The sequence below is a fragment of the Aureimonas pseudogalii genome, assembly GCF_014196835.1.
GTDB classification, from domain to species: Bacteria; Pseudomonadota; Alphaproteobacteria; order Rhizobiales; family Rhizobiaceae; genus Aureimonas; species Aureimonas pseudogalii.
On sequence record NZ_JACIEK010000007.1, the window covers coordinates 69,643 to 89,339 of the forward strand.

Annotated in this window: 22 protein-coding genes; 7 read left to right on the forward strand and 15 right to left on the reverse strand. The window is 69.1% G+C overall.

Annotated elements, in window-relative coordinates; all coding sequences use genetic code 11:
* Positions 1-85: 85 nt before the first annotated feature.
* Entirely contained in the window at positions 86-1,423 is a 1,338-nt protein-coding gene (locus GGR04_RS13650) for a dihydroorotase (RefSeq protein ID WP_183200447.1), read from the reverse strand.
* A gap of 145 nt (positions 1,424-1,568) precedes the next feature.
* Between GGR04_RS13650 and ygfZ the strand changes: the two genes are divergently transcribed.
* The 3 genes from ygfZ to GGR04_RS13665 are packed head-to-tail and all read left to right on the forward strand — an operon-like array spanning position 1,569 to position 3,582.
* The gene (ygfZ, locus tag GGR04_RS13655; RefSeq protein WP_183200448.1) at positions 1,569-2,417 is read left to right on the forward strand and encodes a CAF17-like 4Fe-4S cluster assembly/insertion protein YgfZ; all 849 of its coding nucleotides are present in this window, start codon (positions 1,569-1,571) and stop codon (positions 2,415-2,417) included.
* 59 nt (positions 2,418-2,476) lie between these two features.
* Positions 2,477-3,070: a YfbR-like 5'-deoxynucleotidase gene (locus GGR04_RS13660; RefSeq protein ID WP_183200636.1), complete on the forward strand. Its 594-nt coding sequence runs from the start codon at positions 2,477-2,479 to the stop codon at positions 3,068-3,070.
* On the forward strand, positions 3,067-3,582 hold the full coding sequence (locus GGR04_RS13665; protein ID WP_183200449.1) for a tyrosine phosphatase family protein: 516 nt from the start codon (positions 3,067-3,069) through the stop codon (positions 3,580-3,582). The genes GGR04_RS13660 and GGR04_RS13665 overlap by 4 nt, the downstream gene beginning before the upstream one ends.
* A 4-nt stretch (positions 3,583-3,586) precedes the next feature.
* Here the strand turns inward: GGR04_RS13665 and recO are convergent, their stop codons facing one another.
* From recO to rpoZ, 9 genes are all read right to left on the reverse strand, one after another.
* The gene (gene recO / locus GGR04_RS13670) at positions 3,587-4,315 is read right to left on the reverse strand and encodes a DNA repair protein RecO (RefSeq protein WP_183200450.1); all 729 of its coding nucleotides are present in this window, start codon (positions 4,313-4,315) and stop codon (positions 3,587-3,589) included.
* A gap of 110 nt (positions 4,316-4,425) precedes the next feature.
* On the reverse strand, positions 4,426-5,352 hold the full coding sequence (gene era, locus GGR04_RS13675; RefSeq protein WP_183200637.1) for a GTPase Era: 927 nt from the start codon (positions 5,350-5,352) through the stop codon (positions 4,426-4,428).
* Positions 5,353-5,509: 157 nt separating this feature from the next.
* A complete protein-coding gene (gene rnc, locus GGR04_RS13680) occupies positions 5,510-6,226 on the reverse strand; it encodes a ribonuclease III (RefSeq protein WP_183200452.1) in 717 nt (238 codons plus the stop codon).
* A 4-nt stretch (positions 6,227-6,230) separates the two neighbouring features.
* Positions 6,231-6,965: a signal peptidase I gene (gene lepB / locus GGR04_RS13685; protein ID WP_183200454.1), complete on the reverse strand. Its 735-nt coding sequence runs from the start codon at positions 6,963-6,965 to the stop codon at positions 6,231-6,233.
* 102 nt (positions 6,966-7,067) lie between these two features.
* Complete coding sequence (acpS, locus tag GGR04_RS13690) at positions 7,068-7,487, reverse strand: holo-ACP synthase (RefSeq protein ID WP_183200456.1); 420 nt, start codon at positions 7,485-7,487, stop codon at positions 7,068-7,070.
* Positions 7,484-8,071, reverse strand: a complete 588-nt coding sequence (locus tag GGR04_RS13695) for a DUF2062 domain-containing protein (protein ID WP_183200458.1) — start codon at positions 8,069-8,071, stop codon at positions 7,484-7,486. Before GGR04_RS13695 ends, acpS begins: the two co-directional genes overlap by 4 nt.
* A gap of 30 nt (positions 8,072-8,101) precedes the next feature.
* A complete protein-coding gene (gene pyrE, locus GGR04_RS13700; protein ID WP_183200459.1) occupies positions 8,102-8,680 on the reverse strand; it encodes an orotate phosphoribosyltransferase in 579 nt (192 codons plus the stop codon).
* 41 nt (positions 8,681-8,721) lie between these two features.
* On the reverse strand, positions 8,722-10,923 hold the full coding sequence (locus GGR04_RS13705; RefSeq protein ID WP_183200461.1) for a RelA/SpoT family protein: 2,202 nt from the start codon (positions 10,921-10,923) through the stop codon (positions 8,722-8,724).
* A 123-nt stretch (positions 10,924-11,046) separates the two neighbouring features.
* Positions 11,047-11,451, reverse strand: coding sequence for a DNA-directed RNA polymerase subunit omega (gene rpoZ, locus GGR04_RS13710; protein WP_183200462.1), 405 nt, complete (start codon positions 11,449-11,451; stop codon positions 11,047-11,049).
* Positions 11,452-11,688: 237 nt separating this feature from the next.
* On the opposite strand from rpoZ, the gene GGR04_RS13715 reads away from it, so the two are divergent.
* The 3 genes from GGR04_RS13715 (at position 11,689) to GGR04_RS13725 (ending at position 13,522) form a co-directional block, all read left to right on the forward strand.
* Positions 11,689-12,282: a LabA-like NYN domain-containing protein gene (locus GGR04_RS13715; protein WP_183200463.1), complete on the forward strand. Its 594-nt coding sequence runs from the start codon at positions 11,689-11,691 to the stop codon at positions 12,280-12,282.
* 13 nt (positions 12,283-12,295) lie between these two features.
* Complete coding sequence (locus tag GGR04_RS13720) at positions 12,296-12,985, forward strand: uracil-DNA glycosylase (protein ID WP_183200464.1); 690 nt, start codon at positions 12,296-12,298, stop codon at positions 12,983-12,985.
* 201 nt (positions 12,986-13,186) lie between these two features.
* Positions 13,187-13,522: a hypothetical protein gene (locus tag GGR04_RS13725; RefSeq protein ID WP_183200465.1), complete on the forward strand. Its 336-nt coding sequence runs from the start codon at positions 13,187-13,189 to the stop codon at positions 13,520-13,522.
* Between the two features lie 58 nt (positions 13,523-13,580).
* On the opposite strand, the gene GGR04_RS13730 is transcribed toward GGR04_RS13725, so the two are convergent.
* The 3 genes from GGR04_RS13730 to dapA form a co-directional block, all read right to left on the reverse strand.
* Positions 13,581-14,162 carry a peroxiredoxin gene (locus tag GGR04_RS13730; RefSeq protein WP_183200466.1) on the reverse strand — a complete coding sequence of 194 codons (582 nt, stop codon included), beginning with the start codon at positions 14,160-14,162 and terminating at the stop codon, positions 13,581-13,583.
* Positions 14,163-14,395: 233 nt separating this feature from the next.
* Positions 14,396-14,875, reverse strand: a complete 480-nt coding sequence (gene smpB, locus GGR04_RS13735) for an SsrA-binding protein SmpB (protein WP_183200470.1) — start codon at positions 14,873-14,875, stop codon at positions 14,396-14,398.
* Positions 14,876-14,976: 101 nt separating this feature from the next.
* Positions 14,977-15,861 carry a 4-hydroxy-tetrahydrodipicolinate synthase gene (gene dapA / locus GGR04_RS13740; RefSeq protein ID WP_183200471.1) on the reverse strand — a complete coding sequence of 295 codons (885 nt, stop codon included), beginning with the start codon at positions 15,859-15,861 and terminating at the stop codon, positions 14,977-14,979.
* A gap of 296 nt (positions 15,862-16,157) precedes the next feature.
* Between dapA and GGR04_RS13745 the strand changes: the two genes are divergently transcribed.
* Entirely contained in the window at positions 16,158-18,362 is a 2,205-nt protein-coding gene (locus GGR04_RS13745) for a lytic transglycosylase domain-containing protein (RefSeq protein ID WP_183200473.1), read from the forward strand.
* Positions 18,363-18,369: 7 nt separating this feature from the next.
* Here GGR04_RS13745 and GGR04_RS13750 read toward each other — a convergent pair whose 3' ends face one another.
* Complete coding sequence (locus GGR04_RS13750) at positions 18,370-18,810, reverse strand: winged helix-turn-helix domain-containing protein (protein WP_312857455.1); 441 nt, start codon at positions 18,808-18,810, stop codon at positions 18,370-18,372.
* 112 nt (positions 18,811-18,922) lie between these two features.
* Positions 18,923-19,615: a RibD family protein gene (locus tag GGR04_RS13755; protein ID WP_183200474.1), complete on the reverse strand. Its 693-nt coding sequence runs from the start codon at positions 19,613-19,615 to the stop codon at positions 18,923-18,925.
* Positions 19,616-19,697 lie beyond the last annotated feature (82 nt).

Genomic DNA, 19,697 nt, shown 5'->3' on the forward strand with positions numbered 1-19,697 from the left:
CGGCGCGCCGGTCTTCCTCGGCCGTGTCCCCATATAGAGAAGGGCGGACGCCGATCGGCCGACAGCCCTTCCCCCGTGCCGCCGTCTATCCGCGCGGTGCCAGCGTCTCCACGAAGCGCGCGGCCTCGCCGGTGGCGGCCTCGGCGATCTCGCCCTCCCACATCGCCCGGCGCCCGCGCACCATCGTGCCTACCGGCCAGCCGGTGACGGCGCGCCCGTCATGCGGCGTCCATTGCGACTTCGAGCCGATCCAGGCGTCCGTGATGGTCTCGCGGCGCTTGAGGTCGACGATCGTGAAGTCGGCGTCGTAGCCCACCGCGATCCGCCCCTTCCCCGACAGACCGAAGATGCGCTGCGGCCCGGCCGAGGTGAGATCGACGAAGCGCTGCAAGGACAGCCGCCCCTTCGCCACGTGGTCGAGCATGACCGGCACGAGCGTCTGCACGCCCGTCATGCCGGAGGGCGAGGCCGGATAGGGCTTGGCCTTCTCCTCCAGCGTATGGGGCGCGTGGTCGGAGCCGAGCACGTCGACGATCCCCTGCGCGATGCCGAGCCAGACCCCGTCGCGGTGCCGGACGTCGCGCACCGGCGGGTTCATCTGCAGCTTGGTGCCGAGCCGGGCGTAGTCCTCGGCCGAAAGGGTGAGATGATGCGGCGTCGCTTCGCAGGTGGCGTTGGCCTTATGCCGGCCGAGAAAGAGGATCTCCTCGGCCGTGGAGATATGCAGCACGTGGATGCGCGCGCCCGTTTCCTCGGCGATCCCCACCAGCCGCTCGGTGCATTGCAGCGCCGCCACCTCGTCGCGCCAGACCGGGTGCGAGGCGGGATCGCCCTCGACGCGAAGGGGGAGGCGCTCGCGTAGCCGGAACTCGTCCTCCGAGTGGAAGGCGGCCCGCCGGCGCGCGCGCTTCAGGATCTCGCGCACGCCATCGTCGTCCTCCACCAACAGCGAGCCGGTGGAGGAGCCCATGAAGACCTTGATGCCCGCCGCGCCCGGCAGGCGTTCGAGTTCGCCGACGTCGGCGGCGTTCTCGCGCGTGCCGCCCACCCAGAAGGCGAAGTCGCAATGCATGCGGTGGTGGCCGCGGCGGATCTTATCGGCAAGCGCCGCCTCGTCGGTGGTGAGCGGGTCGGTGTTCGGCATCTCGAAGACGCAGGTGACGCCGCCGAGCACCGCCGCGCGCGAACCCGATTCGAGGTCTTCCTTGTGCGTCGGGCCGGGCTCGCGAAAGTGCACCTGGCTGTCGATGACGCCCGGCAGGACATGCAGCCCGCGGCAGTCGATCTCCCGCCCACCTGCGCCCGGCGCGATGGCGCCGATCTCAGCGATGCGCCCGTCGCGGAGGCCAATGTCTCGGATCCCCTCGCCCTCGTGGTTCACCACCGTGCCGCCGCGCAGCACCGTCTCGAAACCGCCGGTCATCGCCCCATCCTTGCTTCTCGCCGATGAAATCCGCAGATACGGATTCTGCGTTCCGACACTTTGCCGGGTCCGCACGAGCTTTAGACGAGTGGCCGCCGCTTTCGAACCCCGTTTCGAGGCGGCTGGCCGGATGGGATGATCGCCGATGTCCTCCGCCCGCCTGCCCGACCGCGCCGTGCTCCTCGTCGGCGGTCCCGAGGCCGAACCCTTCCTGCAGAATCTCGTGACCGCCGATCTCGACGCGCTGCCCGCCGGCGAAGCGCGCCCGGCCGCGCTCCTGACGCCGCAGGGCAAGATCCTCTTCGACTTCCTGATCAGCCGCGCAGCCGACGGGCTCCGCCTCGACGTCGCGGCGGGCGCGCGGGCCGACCTCGCCAAGCGCCTGACGCTCTACCGGCTGCGCGCCAAGGTGACGCTCACGCCGGTGGGCGACGCGGTGGCCGCGGTCTGGGACACGGGCGAGATGCCAGCGGACGCCTTGCGCGACACGCGCTTCCCCGCGCCCGTCTTCCGCCTCTACGGCACGGCCGCCGAGGCGGCGGGCAGCGACGTCGCCGGCTTCGAGACGCTGCGCCTCGCGGAGGCCGTCGCCGAGGCCGAGCGCGACTTTCCCGCTTCCGACGTCTTTCCGCACGATGTTCTTCTCGACCAGAACGGCGGCGTGTCGTTTCGCAAGGGCTGCTATGTCGGGCAGGAGGTGGTGTCGCGCATGCAGCATCGCGGCACCGCGCGTAGGCGCCTGATGGTGTTGCGCGCCGAGGGGCATCTGACGCCCGGCGCCAACGTCGAGGCCGGAGGCCGCACGATCGGCACCGTGCTCTCCGCCGCGGGCGCGCTCGGCATGGGGATGATTCGCATCGACAAGATGGCCGACGCGCTGCGGGCCGATGCCACGCTCTCCGCCGACGGGGTGCCGCTGGAGGCCGAGGTGCCCGAATGGGCCGGCTATACGCTGCCGGAGGCGACCGCTGCCGGGGCGGTGGACGAGCCGTGAGCCGGGCCGCCTCCGCGCCGCCGCCGAAGCCCGCCAAGCCGCCGCGCGTCTGGCAGCGCATGCTCTCGGGGCGGCGGCTCGATCTTCTCGACCCCTCGCCCTTCGACGTGGAGATCGCCGACATCGCCCACGGGCTGGCGCGCGTCGCCCGCTGGAACGGGCAGACGCTCGGCGACCACGCCTTCTCGGTGGCGCAGCACTCGCTGATCGTCGAGGAGATCGTGGCCGAGACCGAGCCCGATCCGCGCTGGCGCCTTGCCGCCCTGCTGCACGACGGGCCGGAATACGTGATCGGCGACATGATCTCGCCGTTCAAGAGCGTGCTCGGCGGCGACTACAAGAGCGTCGAGAAGCGCCTCCAGGCTGCGATCCACGGCCGATTCGGCCTGCCGGCCGAGTTGCCGTCGGCGGTCGCCCGGCTCATCAAGTCCGCCGACCGCGTCTCCGCCTATTACGAGGCCCAGCTTCTCGCCGGCTTCACCGCCGCGGAAGCGGCCAACCTGTTCGGGCGACCCGGCGCGGCGGCGCTTGAGGAGGCGCGCTTCCTGCCCCAGCCCGCCGCGAGCGTCGGCGCGGCCTATCTCGCCCGCTTCGAGGCGCTCGACCGCCTCGTCCATCCCGCCTCCCCTCCCCCTCGAAAGTCGTCGACATGAGCTATCTCGTCGTCTCCTCGCTGGCCGACATGCCCGCCACCGTGCTCGAACACGGCGCGGCCGGCGTCGTCACGCTGATCAACGCCGACACGCCCGTGGAGCGCCCGGCCTCGATCGAGCCGAAGCGGCATCTCTTCCTCGGCATGAACGACATCACCACGCCCACGGATGGGCTGACGCATCCCGGCGCCGACCATCTCGACCGGCTGCTCGAATTCGGCCATCGCTGGGATCGCACGGCGCCGCTCGCCGTGCATTGCTGGGCCGGCATCAGCCGCTCCACCGCCGCCGCCTACATCCTGGCGCTGGCGATCAATCCCGAACTGGACGAGCAGGCGCTCGCCGAGGAGCTGCGCCGCCGCGCGCCGTCCGCCACCCCGAACGCGCTGCTGGTGCAGCTCGCCGACGAGAAGCTCGGCCGCGGGGGCCGCATGGTCGCGGCCATCCGCTCGATCGGGCGCGGCGCCGACGCCTTTTCCGGCACACCCTTCGTGGTGCCGCTCACGCTCTGACGGCTCAATCCCGCGTCGACCGCGCGATCTCGTTGAGCGCACCGGCCCGCGAGGGCGGCGGCTCAACCGCGCGCGGCTCCCAGACATGGCGGGCGAGGAAGAAGCCGGTCATGCGGAAGCCCGCAGCGAGATGCGCCGCATCCGGGCGCGTCGCACCCTGCGCCAGGAAGCCGGGCAGCGGCAGCAGCCGGTCCTTCCACGGCTCGCCCGCCGCGCGGCTGACGGCACGGCCCGATTTCGGCGAGACGTAGACGAGATCCTCGCGCGCGCCCGTCGCCGCGCAGGCTTCGAGATCGAGCCCGAAGCCTAGTTCCTCCAAGAGCGCCACCTCGAAGCGCAGGATCATCACGCCCGCCGCGATCGGATCCTCCAGATGCTCGACGATGGTCTGCAGCGCGTCGTAGAGGCGGGGATGGGCGTCGCGCTCGGGAAGCAAGCGCACATGGGCGGCGAGCAGCTGGATGCCGTGCAGGCCGATCGCCGTTTCCATGAGCTTGGCGGCGCGCAGCGCCAGCGGCTCGACGGTCATGAAGCCGAGATGCTCGTCGAGCCGCGCGCGCCAGTTGGCCTCGACCTGATTGCCCGGCTGGAGAACGGGCTGAAGGCGGCGCGATCGCCCGCCGCGCACGAGGCCGAGATGGCGGCCGCGCTCGCGCGTCATGATCTCCACCACCGCGCTGGTCTCGCCCTGGCGCCGCACGCCGAGAACGATTCCCTCCTCCCGCCATTCCATGACGTCTCGCTCTCCGAAGGCCGGCGGCCGGGTGAGCATCCGCCGCAAGCATCGCCTTTCGCTGAGATGGGCCTCTACCGTGCCAGATTCAGCGCGCTGCGGCGATCCGCTCAGGCCGTGTAGTCGAGGCCCATCTCGCGGTAGCGCTCGGGGTCGTCGCCCCAGTTCTCGCGCACCTTCACGAAGAGGAAGAGATGCACCGTCTGCTCGGCCGCCTCGGTGATCTCGCGGCGCGCCGCCTGCCCGATGGCCTTCACCGTCTCGCCCTTGTGGCCGAGGACGATCGCCTTTTGGCTGTCGCGCTCGACATAAATCGTCTGCTCGATGCGCACCGAGCCGTCCGGCCGGTTTTCCCAGCGCTCGGTCTCGACCGTCGAGGCGTATGGGATTTCCTGGTGAAGGCGCAGGAACAGCTTCTCGCGGGTGATCTCGGCGGCGAGCTGGCGAAGCGGCAGGTCGGAAATCTGGTCTTCCGGGTAGTACCAGGGCCCCTCGGGCAGGCGCGCGGCGAGGAATTCCATCAGGTCGTCGCAGCCCGAGCCGTTCAGCGCCGAGATCATGAAGATGCGCTCGAACTCGCCTTTGGTGGAGATCTCCTGCGTCATCGCCAGCAGCCGGTCGCGGCGCATCTGGTCGACCTTGTTGAGAAGGAGGACCTTGGGCTGCTTCACGTCCTTCAGGCGATCCATGATCGCCAGGACCTCGTCGTTGATGCCGCGGTCGGCGTCGATGATCGGCAGCACGATGTCGGCGTCCTTAGCGCCGCCCCAGGCGGTCTTCACCATGGCGCGGTCGAGCCGGCGCTTAGGGTTGAAGACGCCGGGCGTGTCGACGAAGACGATCTGCGTGCGATCCTTGATGGCGATGCCGCGCACGAGCGCGCGCGTCGTCTGCACCTTGTGGGTGACGATCGAGACCTTGGTGCCGACGAGCTGGTTGACGAGCGTCGACTTGCCGGCGTTCGGCGCGCCGAGCATCGCCACGAAGCCCGAGCGGGTCGGGACGGCGGCGGTCTCGTCGGCGCCCTTGTCGGGCATGGCGTCGGGCAGCGTTTCGGGTTGGGTGTCGTCGGTCAAATCGGCTCTCGTCTGGCTCCGGCGTCAGGCATCCGGATGGGGGATCGGGCGCCATGATGCGCCCAAACCGCGCAAAAATCCATCGCGGCGGGGTGGCGGGGGTGCTTGGGGTCCGGCGTCAGCCGGCAGCGGGTGCGTCCCAGACGCCCTCGCGCAGAAGGATCGTCTCGGCGGCGTTCTGCTCGGCGATGCGCTTGGAACGTCCCCGCCCCTCCGCCGGCAGGATGTCCGCCAGCGTGGCGCGGACGGTGAAGACCGGCTCGTGATCGGGGCCGGAACGCTCCACCAGCTCATAGACCGGTGCCAGACCGGCGCGCTTGTGCGCCCATTCCTGCAGCTCGGTCTTCGGATCGCGGCGCGCGTTCACCGCGCCCTGCAGCCGCTCACCCCAATGGCGTAGGATAAAGTCGCGCGCCGGCTCCAGCCCGTGCTCGAGATAGATCGCGGCGATCAGCGCCTCCACCACGTCGGCCCGGATGTTGCGGTTGCGCCCGGCGACGGCGCGCTGCAGGTCGGAGCCGTGGCGAATGAACTCGGTGAGGCCCGCCTCGTCGGCGATCTCGGCGCAGGCTTCGGCGCTCACCAGCGTGTTGAGGCGCAGCGACAGGTCGCCCTCGTCGGCGGTGGGATAGAGCTCGAAGAGCTTCTGCGCGATCGTGAGGCCGAGGACGCGGTCGCCGAGAAATTCGAGCCGCTCATAAGAAGAGCGCGAGCCGGCCTTCTTCAAGCTGGAATGGGTGACGGCCCGCTCCAGGCGGGCACGGTCCGCGAAGCGCAAGCCGATCCGAGCCTCCAGACGGTCGAGCGCGGCGTCCGATCCCTTCGGGCGAGCCAATTCGTCACCCCAGCCAGTTGAAGATGCGGCTCGGGCGAAGGCTCGAGGGCCACTGCCAGATCTCGAGCGGCGAGGCGTCGTTCTCCATCGAGAAGAAGATCACCTGCGCCTTGCCGACGAAGTTCTCGAACGGCACGTAGCCGACGTCGAAGCGCGAATCGAGCGAGTTGTCGCGATTGTCGCCCATCATGAAATAATGGCCGGGCGGCACCACGAACTCGCGCGTGTTGTCGCCGATCGATTGCGGATCGGCGTCGAGCGTCTCGTAGGAGACGCCGTTCGGCAGCGTCTCGCGGAACTGCGGGATCTCGGCGCCGCCCTCGGTGGTGAAGGTGCCGTCGGCGACCTTGGGCACCGCCTGCCCGTTGATGAAGAGCGTGCCCTCGCGCATCTGCACCCGGTCTCCCGGGAGGCCGATCAGGCGCTTGATGTAGTCGGTGTCGGTCTCGTTGGGCTTGCGGAACACCACGACGTCGCCGCGCTCGGGGTCGGAGCCGAGGACGCGACCCTCGAAGAGGTCGGGCGAGAAGGGCAGCGAGTATTTCGAGAAGCCGTAGGACCATTTCGAGACGAAGAGATAGTCGCCGATCAGGAGTGTCGGCATCATCGAGCCCGAGGGGATCGAGAAGGGCTGGAACAGAATGGTGCGGATGACGAGCGCGAGCAGCAGCGCCTGGACCACGACCTTGATCGTCTCGCCCCAGCCTTCCTTCTTCTTCGCAACGGCCCGATCGACCATGGTTCGTCCTTCCATCTCGGCACACGGCCCTTGCCGGCGCACGAGGGCCGTCGCGCGCTGTGTAATGGCTCGCGTGCGCTTCGGCAATCGTCGGCGCGGCGGTTAAGAGTGAGGTGCCGTCCCGTCGTCGGGCAAGGCCTCAATGATGACGAAGGCTTGGGCCAGCGGGAAGTCGTCGGTGATGGTGAGATGCACCACCGGGCGATGGCCGGCGGGCACGAGCGAATGCAACCGCGCCGCCGCGCCGTTGGTCAGCGCCATGGTGGGCTTGCCGCCGGGAAGATTGACGACGCCCATGTCGCGCCAGAACACGCCCTGCGACAGGCCGGTGCCGAGCGCCTTGGCGCAGGCCTCCTTGGCGGCGAAGCGCTTGGCGTAGGAGGCCGCGCGCTGCGCCCGCCGGTCCGACTTCGCCTGCTCGATCTCGGTGAAGACCCGGGCGGTGAAGCGCGTGCCGTGGCACGCCAACGTCTTCTCGATGCGCCGGATGTCGATGAGGTCGCTGCCGATGCCGACGATCACGGCGTGCCGTCCCCGAGCGCCAGACGCTCGCTGCGCAGGCGCCGGCCCGTCTCGGTGCGCCGGTGCTTGGCGGCCTGGAACGAACGCGCGGCGAGAAAAACCGCGACATAGGAGAGGCCGGCGAAGCCGAGGCCGAGCGGCAGCGAGCCGATCAGCATGGGCTTCAGATAGGGCTGCCAGACCGCCGCGAGATCCATGTGCGACAGCGCGGCGCCGAGGCCCTCGGGCGCGTGCCCGTCCGGCACCTCGGAAGCCAGCAGATAGCGCCCGGTCTCGTAGGTGGAGGCCCAGATGAGCGGGTAGGTCGCGGGGTTGCCGAGGAGGCAGCCGAGCGCGGCCGCCGGAAGATTGCCCGCCAGCATCCAGGCGATGGCGAAGGCCAGGAGGAAGTGGAAGCCGAGAAACGGCGTGAACGTGGCGAAGACGCCGGCCGCGACGCCGGCGGCGATCGCATGGGGCGTGGCGCGCAGGCGCAACACGCGCTTCTGCATGTAGCGCAGCGACCGACGCCAGGAGCGGCGCGGCCACAGGGCGGCGCGCAGACGCTGGAGACGGGTCTCGGGCTGGCGGCGCCGGAACAGCATGAACGTCCTGTATCCTCTGGCGAAATCGGGTTAGAGCGACCGGCTACCGGGCTTCACCGGCGAAATTGCGGCAAGCTCGGGCGGCAGGTCCTCGGGCGCGTAGCTCGGCACTTCGTACTCGGCGAGCGCGACCAATGGCACGCCGACGTCGACCTTGCCGGCCGAGCGATCGACGATGCAGCCGGCGGCCAGCACCTCGGCCCCGAGCGCGGTGAGGCAGGCGATCGTCTCGCGGATCGACAGGCCGGTGGTGACGATGTCCTCGACGATCACCACGCGCGCGCCCGGCGCGATCTCGAAGCGGCGCAGGCGAAACTCGCCGTTCTCGCGCTCCACGTAGATCGAGGGCACGCCGAGATGGCGCGAGGTCTCGTAGGCGGGAATGAGCCCGCCCACGGCCGGGCCCACCGTGTAGTCGATCGGCCCGTCGACGGCGGCCCGCAGCTTCTCGGCCAGCGCCCGGCAGAGCGTCTCGGTGTGGCCGGGATGCATGAAGACGCGCGCCTTCTGCAGGAAGATCGGGCTGCGGCGACCGGAGGTCAGGATGAAGTGGCCTTCGAGATAGGCCCCGGCCTCGCGGAAGATGTCGATGACGTCTTGGGTCTGCATGGGTCCGCGGCCGCCTTCTTCGATCGGTGTCCTCGCCGGGATCAGCCGTTCACACGAACCACGTCGGTGACGCAAGCCTTGCCGCGCAACTGATTGAGCGTGCGGGTGAGGTGCTGGAGATCCCAGACCTCCAGATCCACCATCATCACGCTCACGTCGGGGGCGGTGGCGACCATGGAAAGATTGTGGATATTGGCGTCGTTCAGCGCGATCGTCTCGGCGATCTCGGCGAGCGCCCCCGGCTCGTTCAGCGCGGAGATGCGGATGCGCGCGGGAAAGCGCGTCGTCAGCTCGGCGTCGAGATCCCAGCGCACGTCGATCCAGCGGTCCGGCTCGTCGTCGAAGGCGGTGAGGGCCGGCGATTGGATGGGGTAGATGGTGATGCCCTTGCCCGGCTCCAAGATGCCGACGATCCGGTCTCCCGGCACCGCGCCGTCCGGACCGAACTGCACGGCCATGTCGTCGCCCGCGCCGCGGATCGGAATCGCCACTGCCGGCTCGCTGCCGCGCAGCTTGCCGAGGCCGGGCATCTTGAAGATCAGGCCGGTGGCGGTGCGCAGGTTGAACCAGCCCTCCTCCTCCGGCTTGGCGTTCGGTTTGGAGGCGCGCGTGTCCTGGAAGTCGGGGTGCACGGCCTTGAAGACGTCGGCCGACGGCAGTTCGCCCCGCCCGACCGAGGCGAGCGCGTCCTCGACGTCGCGGTGGCCGACCTTGCCGAGATAAGGTTTCAGCCCCTCGCGGGTGAAGGTCTTGCCGGCGCGCGCGAAGGCGCGCTCCAAGATCTGCTGGCCGAGGCCGCAATATTGCTTGCGGATGGCGAGGCGCGCGGCGCGACGGATCGCCGAGCGCGCCTTGCCGGTGACGGCGACGCTCTCCCAGGCGGGCGGCGGCACCGCGGCCTTGGAGCGGATGATCTCCACCTCGTCGCCGTTGGTGAGTTCGGTGACGACCGGCATGATGCGTCCGTCGATCTTGCAGCCGACGCAGGTGTCGCCGACGTCGGTGTGGACGGCATAAGCGAAGTCGATGGGCGTCGCGCCGCGCGGCAGCGCGATGAGGCGGCCCTTCGGCGTGAAGCAGAAGACCTGGTCCTGGAAGAGTTCGAGCTTGGTGTTCTCGAGGAACTCCTCGGGCTGATCGCCCTCGGCCAACATCTCGATGGTGCGGCGCAGCCAGGCATAGGCCGAGCTTTCGGTGGAGAGCGCGTGCTCGCCGTCCTTGTAGAGCTCGTGCGCGGCGATGCCGTATTCGGCGATGTGGTGCATCGCATGGGTGCGGATCTGCAGTTCGACGCGCTGGCGCGAAGGGCCGACGATCGTGGTGTGGATCGAGCGGTAGTCGTTCTGCTTGGGGATCGAGATGTAGTCCTTGAACCGGCCGGGCACGAGCGGCCAGGTTCGGTGGACGATGCCGAGCGTTCGGTAGCAGTCCTCCTCGTCGGCGACGAGCACGCGGAAGCCGAAGATGTCGGAGAGCTGCTCCAGCGACAGCGCCTTGCGCTGCATCTTGGAGAAGACCGAATACGGCTTCTTCTGCCGACCCGAGACCACGGCCTCGATGCCCTTTTCCTTCAGCCGCTCGGCCAGCGTCTCCTCGATCTTGGCGATCGTCTCGGCATGCTTGGCGCGAAGCTCGGCGAGACGTGTCGTTACCGTCTCGTGCATCTCCGGATTGATGTGCTTGAAGGCGAGGTTCTCGAGTTCCTCGCGCATGTCCTGCATGCCGATGCGCCCCGCCAAGGGGGCGTAGATGTCCATCGTCTCCTGCGCGATGCGGGCGCGCTTCTCGGGCTTCATGTGATGAAGCGTGCGCATGTTGTGGAGGCGATCGGCGAGCTTGACGAGCAGCACGCGGATGTCGTCGGCGATCGCGAGCAGCAGCTTGCGCAGGTTCTCGGCCTGCTCGGCCTTCTTCGACACGAGGTCGAGGCGCTTGAGCTTGGTCAGCCCCTCCACCAGCGTGCCGATCTTGTGGCCGAAGATCTGGTCGATCTCCTTGCGGGTGGCGTCCGTGTCCTCGATCGTGTCGTGCAGCAGGGCGACGGCGATGGTCGCCTCGTCGAGATGCAGGTTGGTGAGGATGGCCGCGACTTCGAGCGGATGCGAGAAATAGGGGTCGCCGTTCACGCGCATCTGCGCGCCATGCTTCTGCATGGCGTAGACATAGGCGCGGTTGAGCAGCCCCTCGTCGAGGTTCGGCTTGTAGGCCGCCACGCGCTCGACGAGTTCGTACTGCCGCATCATCGCCGTTTACGCGCTCCCGGAATGCCGAAACTGGCCGGAGAAAAAGGGCGCCCCGACCGGCGGGACGCCCTTCAATATAGGTTGCGATGCGGCAGACGAGAAAGGGTCTAAAACCCCTCGCCGTCAGAAATCGTCGTTCTTTTCCGGCGCCACCAGCCCGTCGATGCCGGCGAGGAGCTCGTCCTCGCTCATGCGGTCGAAGGCGATGTTGTCGTCGTCGCCGGGAACCGTCAGCGCGCCGGCGGTCTGTGGGTCGGCCACCGATCCGGCGGTGGGCGCCTGCGGCTCGGGCTCGTCGACCTCGACATGCTTCTGCAGCGAGTGGATCAGGTCTTCCTTGAGGTCGTCGGGCGAGAGCGTCTCGTCGGCGATCTCGCGCAGCGCCACCACCGGGTTCTTGTCGTTGTCGCGGTCGATGGTGATCTGCTGGCCCTGCGCGATCTGCCGGGCGCGATGGCTGGCCAGCAAGACCAGCTCGAAGCGGTTCTCGACCTTATCGACGCAATCTTCTACGGTGACGCGGGCCATGCCTGTCTCCTCGGGAAATGGTTCATTGAGGCTGAACCCTCCGCATAGCCCCTTGACAATTTCCGCACAAGGGGCAGCGGCGGCTTTCGTGTGGATCGAAGCCGCATCCACATGCCCTGCGCGGTTGGCAGGACGCGGGGCGACTACTAGGATGCGCCCTTCGACGACCGGCCGGCCGGTCCCGTCCGATCTCCATTGCTCGACCCTTTCCCGACCGACGCAGCCGAAAGCCTCCCGATGTTCGACGCCCGTGAAAAAATCGCCCTCTTCATCGACGGCGCCAATCTCTACGCGACCTCGCGCGCGCTCGGCTTCGACATCGACTACAAGAAGCTGCTGGTCGCCTTCCAGGCGCGCGGCTATCTGCTGCGCGCCTACTACTACACCGCGATGGTCGAGGATCAGGAATACTCCTCCATCCGGCCGTTGATCGACTGGCTGGACTACAACGGCTATAGCGTGGTGACGAAGCCGGCCAAGGAGTTCACCGACGCCGCCGGCCGGCGCCGGATCAAGGGCAACATGGACATCGAGCTCGCCATCGACGCGATGGAGCTCGCCGAAACGGTGGACCATTTTGTGCTCTTCTCGGGCGACGGCGACTTCCGCTCGCTGGTGGAGGCGCTGCAGCGCAAGGGCCGCAAGGTCTCGGTGGTCTCCACCCTCTCCACCCAGCCGCCGATGATCGCCGACGACCTGCGCCGCCAGGCCGACCACTTCATCGACCTGCGCACGCTGCAGACGGAAGTCGGTCGCAGCCCGGCCGAGCGCGAGGCGCGGCTCGCCCGCCGCGCCGAGATGGAAGCCAGCGAGGCGGACGGGCAGGACTAGAGGGTCCGCCGCGATGGCCTCCCCCGCCCTCTTGCCTTCCCGCACGCCCGACCCCGCCGCACCGCCGCGCGACTGCCCGATCTGCCCGCGCCTCGCAGCCTTCCGCCATCTCTGGCGCGAGAAGGAGCCGAGCTGGCACAACGCGCCGGTGGACACGTTCCTGCCCCGCTTGGGCGTCGGCGAGGTGCGCCTCCTCGTGGTGGGCCTCGCGCCCGGCATTCGCGGCGCCAACCGCACCGGCCGTCCCTTCACGGGCGACTATGCCGGCGACCTCCTCTACGCCACGCTGAAGCGCTTCGGCTTTGCGCGGGGCGAGTTCGAGGCGCGCCCGGACGACAGTCTAGAACTCGTCGGCGCCGCCATCACCAACGCGGTGCGCTGCGTGCCGCCGGAGAACAAGCCGGTGGGCGCCGAGATCAACGCCTGCCGCCAGTTCCTCGTGCCGACCATCGCGGAACTGCCGAACCTCGCCGCGATCGTGACGCTCGGGCGCATCGCGCATGACTCCACCGTGCGGGCGCTCGGCGCCAAGCTCAGCGCGGCACCGTTCTCGCATGGCGGCGAACACGACGTCGCCGGCCTTCGCATCGCCTCGAGCTACCATTGCTCGCGCTACAACACGAACACGGGCCGCCTGACGGAAGCGATGTTCGCCGACGTGTTTCGCAGCGTCGCCGGCTTTCTCGGCGTTTCTCCCGGCTGAACGCCAGGACGACGCGCCATTCATGCCTGGTTCAGCGTGCCTGGCGCAGATTGGCGTTCACAAGCCCGCGGAGGTCTCAGGGCGGCGAGCGGCGAGCTTCCATCCATCCGCATCGCAGCATTTCGTCGAGGGAACGTGTCGGCCCCTCGCCCATTCCTTCGCTCGACTCGCGTGCCGATCCACCAGGAAAGATCCCGTCTCATGCGTCGCATCTCGCAGTTCGTCATGGCACTCGCCGTCCTCGGCACGGGCGCCGCCCTCGCCCCCGCCCCGGCACGAGCGCAGAGCCCGGCCGAAATCCTGCAGTTCTGCCTGCAAAATCCGCGCAACAACACCTGCCAGCAGATCGAGCGCAATGGGGGGCAGGTCTCGAACCAGCCGCGCCGCGACAACCGCCGGCGCGACGTGGATCGACGCGACGATCGCCGTGGTTACGAGAGCCGGCGCGACGATCGCCGCTCCTATGATCGACGCGACGACCGCCGTCGATACGACAATCGCCGCGACGATCGTCGGTACGACGACGACGACTATTGATACCGAAGCCCATCACAAACGGGACGAAGGCTCCTCTCTTTTGGCGACTACGGCTTCGTCAATGCCGAGGCCGGGTCTCCGGTGCACGCGCACGAAGCCAGTCTGCGAGATCGGCAGCGCTCCGATCCGGCGGAAAGACGGGATAGAAGACGGCGGCGATCGCGCCGCCCTGCATCACCATCGTCAGACGCTTGAACAGACGCTCGCCGTCGACCTCGAAGGTCGGCAGGTCCAACATCTCCTGCAATTCCAGCCCGGCATCCGAGAGCAGCGCGAAGGGCAGGTTCAGGCGCGTCGCTGCCTCGCGCTGGTAGGCAGTGGTCTGCGACGAGATGCCGAAGACGTGGGAGACGCCCAAGCCCCGTAGTTCCGCGAAATGATCGCGAAAGCCGCAGGCCTGCGGCGTGCAGCCGCGCGCACCCGGGATCTCGTTCCAGCCGCCGGGCAACGGCGCACCGGGCCGACCGGTCATCGGATAGAAATAGAGGATCGCCGTACCCTTCAGCCGGCCGAGATCCACCGGCGGGCCGGCGGTCGAGGGCAGCGCGATCATCGGCAGGTCGCGTCCGACGAGATGCGCGCTCGCGCCGTCGTCGATCGGGGGCTCCAGCCCCTCGGGCAACTGGGTCAGGTCCGTCATCGCTGTCCTCCCGGTTTTGGAGGCATCGTCCGCCCGCCCCCGGCAAAGCGCAAGGGTGGATCGCCGACGGTCATGCCGCGGTGCGGAAGTCGTCCGCAGGCGGCTTCAGCGTTCGCACGATCCGTGGGAGGCGGACGCGATCCGGGAGGGATCGGGCCGACCGAGCGCCGCAGCGGCGAACTCCGAACGAGCGATGCACGCGACCGGGTTCGTGACGACCCGGCCCTGCCGGCTCAGTCCCGCCCGCCCTCCTTCATCACGCGCTGCTTCTGGCGGTTCCAGTCGCGCTCCTTCAGCGTTTCGCGCTTGTCGGGCGCGTTCTTGCCCTTGGCGACGGCGAGTTCGAGCTTCGCGCGGCCCTGCTCGTTGAAATAGATCTTCAGCGGCACGAGGGTCATGCCGTCGCGCTGCACGGCGCCGGCCAGCCGGTTGCGCTGGGCGGCGTGCACCAGCAACTTGCGGCGGCGCTTGGGCTCGTGGTTGAAGCGGTTGGCCTGGAGATATTCCGGCACGTAGGAATTGATCAGCCAGATCTCGCCGTCCTCCTCGGTGGCGTAGGATTCGGCGATCGTGGCGCGACCGAGCCGCAGCGCCTTCACCTCGGTGCCCGTCAGCACCATTCCGGCTTCCAGCGTGTCGATGATCTCGTAGTGGAACCGCGCCTTGCGATTGTCGGCGACGACGTTCGATTTGGTGGTGGGGGCCTTGGCCATGCGGGTCGCCTTTCATGCGAAGGGACGCCGCCCGGCGCCCCCTCGCGAAACTCATCTCTCAATGTGGGATCGCGTCCCCCGGAAGCCAGCCGGGGCCAGCGTCAATTCAGGAGACCGGCGTGGCGCAGCGCCGCGTCGATCGCTCCCTCGGTCGCGGCCTCGATCGGCACGAGGGGCGAGCGCATGCGGTTGTTGCCGCGCCCGAGCCGCTGGAGGGCGTATTTCACGCCGCAGAGGCCCGGCTCGAGAAAGATCGCCTTGTGCAGCGGAAAGAGCCGGTCCTGCAGTTCGAGCGCCTTCGGCATGTCGTGGGCGAGACTGGCGGCCTGGAACTCGGCGCAAAGGCGCGGCGCGACGTTCGCGGTCACCGAGATGCAGCCATGGCCACCCTGCGCGTTGAAGCCGAGCGCCGTCGCGTCCTCGCCCGACAGCTGCACGAAATCGTGTCCGCAGGAGTGGCGCTGGTCGGAAACGCGGTCGAGCTTGGCGGTCGCGTCCTTCACGCCGACGATGTTGGGAAAGTCGGCATGGAGGCGCGCCATGGTCTCGACGCTCATGTCGATCACCGAGCGCGGCGGGATGTTGTAGATGAAGATCGGGATCGAAACGGCGCGCGCCACGGCGGCGTAGTGCTCGTAGAGGCCGCGCTGCGTCGGCTTGTTGTAGTAGGGCGTCACCACGAGCGCGCCGTCGGCGCCCGCGCTTTCTGCGAAGCGCGCGAGGTCCACCGCCTCGGCGGTGTTGTTGGAGCCCGCGCCCGCCATCACCGGCGCCCGGCCCGCCGCCACCTCGACGCAGATCTCCACCGCGCGCTTGTGCTCGGCGTGGGTCAGCGTCGGGCTCTCGCCGGTGGTGCCGACGGGCACGAGCCCCTGCGTGCCCTCGCGGATCTGCCAGTCGACGAAGTCGCGGAACGCCGTCTCGTCCAGGCTGCCATCGGCCGCGAAGGGTGTAATCAGAGCCGTGAGCGAGCCCTTGAACTGCATGTCGTCACTCCCGGCGACTGGATGGGTTCGGGAAGATGAGCCGAAGCGCCCGGCGCGTCATCAAAAACGCGCCTTGACGTGACATCTCCCTCGTCGTCCGACGGGGCGCGGCGGCATCGGGCCGCACGGCGCTTCCGTGGACGGCGCACCATAGTCAAGCGAACGTGTCGAAACAAGCAACCGGGTTGCGGCGCTCTCGTGGCCAGGCTTTACCGGTTCTTCATCGTGATCGTGAGATTTTCGGTGCGAGGCGGCGCTCCGGCGGCGCCCTCGACGACGACGTGCCAGGAGGTTTCATGAGACAGTCGATCCGCGCCAAGGCCCTTCTCCTGCCGGCGCTCCTGTCCGTCTTCCTGGCCGGCACGGCGGGCGCCGAATCGCTGCTCGACCGCATTCCCATGCCGAGCTTCAAGATGCCGCGCATCGGCTTCGGCTCGTCGAAGCCGGAGCCGGTCCCGGCCCCTGCTGCCGCGCCAGACACCTCGCGCTTCGGCGGCGCGGCCCCCGCCGCCAACCTGCTGCTGCGCCAGCCCGCCCAGCCGCAGCGCTCCGCGACCGATGCCGCCGCCTTCACCTCGTCCATCGCGGCGATGGGTGCGCGCGTCTCCGGCGTCGCGCCGATGCGCGGCGACCTCAAGGCCGGGCTCGACGCCACCTATCGCGACGTGCCGCGCGCGCTCGCCATCCGCGAGGGCATGACGCCGGGCTCGCTCGACCGCCATATCCTCTCCTGGGCGATCGCGCTACGCGGCACCGGCGACGTGCCGGCCGCCGAGATCGCCCACACCGCGATCGAGCTGCGCGACTGGCCGGGCATGACCAACGTGCGGGCCAACTTGGAGCGCGCGCTCAACCGCGAGCGGATGCGCGCGCCCGACGTCGTCGCCGCCTTCGCGGCGGACGCGCCGAAGACGCCGGAGGGCAAGATGGCGCTCGCCCGTGCGCTTCTCGAACTCGGCCAGGCCGGCAAGGCCAAGGCGCTGATCGTCCAGTCCTGGCGGAGCGACAAGTTCGACAAGGCGACCGAAGCGCAGATGATGGACGCCTTCGGCACCCTGCTGACGCGCGCCGACCACAAGGCGCGCATGGACATGCTGCTCTATGCCGACAAGGTGAACGACGCCTCGCGCGTCGCCAAGCTCGCCGGCGCCGAATCGCTCTTTAAGGCGCGCGCCGCCTCGATCCAGGGCAACGCCAACGCCGACAAGATCCTCAATCAGGTTCCCGCCGCCTTCCAGTCCGACCCCAGCTACGTCTTCACGGCGGCCGAGAACCTGCGCAAGAAGGACCGGTTCCGCGAGGCCGCCGCGCTGATCGAGCGCGTGCCGCGCGACCGCGCCTCGCTCGTCGATCCCGACGCCTGGTGGAACGAGCGCCGCATCGTCTCGCGCATGCTGCTCGAGCAGGGCGACAAGAAGGGCGCCTACCGGCTCGTCGCCCAGCATTCGGCCGAGGGCACGACGGAGGCCGCCGAGGCCGAGTTCCACGCCGGCTGGTATGCGCTGCGCGCCTTGCGCGATCCCGCGACCGCGGCCAAGCACTTCGCCCGCATCGCCGAGATCTCGAACCGGCCGCTGTCGCAGTCGCGCGCCTATTACTGGCTCGGCCGCGCCGCCGAGGCCGGCGGGCCCGGAAACGCGCGGGACTATTACGCCCGCGCCGCCCGCCATGCCGCCACCTTCTACGGCCAGCTCGCCTCCGCCAAGCTCGGGCGCGCGCCGGCCGAAATCGCCTACCCGAAGCCCTCGGCGGCCGAGCGCCAGCGCTTCTCCAACCGCGAGGCGGTGCGTGCCATCCACCGGCTGCAGGAGATCGGCTCGGACTTCCGCGCCGACCTTCTCTACAAGGCGCTCGCCGACGATCTCGACAGCCCCGGCGAGCTCGCGATCCTCTCCTCGATGGCCGAGCAGCGCGGCGACCACAGCCTGGCGCTGACGGTGGGCAAGACCGCCTATTCGCGCGGCGTCGACGCGCCGGCTCTGGCCTTCCCCGTGGGTGTCATTCCCGCCAGCGCCAACATCTCGGCCTCGGGCAAAGCGCTGGCCTACGCCATCGCGCGGCAGGAGAGCGCCTTCAACCCGCGGGCCAAGTCGCCGGTCGGCGCGCTCGGGCTGCTGCAGGTGATGCCGGCCACGGCCAAAGGCCTCGCCAAGAGCGCAGGCCTCGCCTATTCCGAGACGCGGCTCCTGAACGACGTGTCCTACAACGCGCTTCTCGGGTCGCAATATCTCGGCGAGCAGATCTCCAACTTCAACGGCTCCTACGTCCTCACCTTCGCGGCCTACAATGCCGGCCCGCGCCGCGCCCGCGAGTGGATCGGCCGCTTCGGCGATCCGCGCGGCAAGTCGGTGGACGAGGTGGTGGACTGGATCGAGATGATCCCCTTCACCGAGACGCGCAATTACGTGCAGCGCGTGATGGAGAACTATCAGGTCTACAAGATGCGGCTCGGCGCCGGCTTCGACATCGAGCGCGACCTGTCGCTCGGCCGCCGCGGCTGACGAGGCCTCACCGCTCGCCCTCCCCCGCCGCCTTCGGGGCGGGGCCGAGGCGCGCCGCCAGCGCGGCGAGGTCGCCCGCGATGGCGGCGTCGCTCAGGGCCTGCATGCGGCGGTAGCGCTCCAGCACCTCGTGGCCGAGTTCGGTGAGCGAGGCGCCGCCATGGCCGCGTCCGCCTCGGTGCATCTCGACCAGCGGCCCGTCGAACGTGGCGTTGAGATCCTCGACCAGCGTCCAGGCGCGCTTGTAGCTCATGCCCATGGCGCGCCCGGCCGCCGCGATCGAGCCGGTGTCGCGAATGCCTTCAAGAAGATCGGCACGCCCCGGCCCGACGATCCGCCTGTCGTCGAACAGGAGCCGCAGGCGCGGCACGAGCGAGGGCGCAGCCGGCGGGCTCGCGACCGTATCGTCCCGATCGGGGCCCGCGGCGTCGTCGCCCGTTCCCGTCACGCGTCACCGCCGGAGCGCCACGCGGTGTCGAGCGACGGATCGCGAAGCGGCAAGACGGAGCATCGAAACATCGGCGTCGGGTCCGGGCGCGAGGAGGGATGACCCTTCCTGTCTACGCCCGATCGTTCGAGACGCGGTAGTGCAGTTTCACGATGCCGTCCTTCACCGTCTCGTTCGAAAGGAGTTCGAGCCGGCGCGACCCCCGCCACTCGCCCTGGATGTCGAAGAGCGAGGGCGCGTCCGGCCGTCCGTCCGTCAAGGGCAGCACGAAGACCAGGAGCTCGTCGACGAGTCCGGCGTTGAGCACCGAGCCGTTGACCCCGCCTCCGCCCTCCAGCAACAGGCGCTTGATGCCGAGCTCGCGGCCGAGGACGTCGAGCACGTGGGGAAAGTCGATCTCCTCGTCGCCGCCGAAGACGTAGGAGACGCCGACCTTCTGCAGGAAGGCGAGATAGTCGTCGGAGACACCGCGCGAGATCACGGTGACATAGTGCTCGCCGTCGATGGCGTCGCTCTTCCAGTTCAGCTTGCCCGAGCGGTCGATCGCCACGGCGTAGCCCTTGGCATCGCGCTGGGCGAACCAATCCGTGCGCTCGATCGGGCCCGTCGCGAGACCCCGCTCCCAATCGCCGGCTGCGTCGAAATCCTCCTCCAGCGTCACCCGGCCGACGAGCCAGGCGTCGCCGTCCAGCGCGTCGTGCGCGTCCTCGAAGATCTTCGATGGCGCTTCGATCGCCCAGTCCTGCGTCAGCACTCGGCCGTCGATCGAGGTCATCATCAGGCAGAGGACATGCGGCTTGGTCATGCGGGTCGGTTCCGTCGTGGGGTTCGGCTGGGTCATGGACATGAAAACGCCGGCCCTTCAGCCGGCGTTCCCGTCGTTCGCT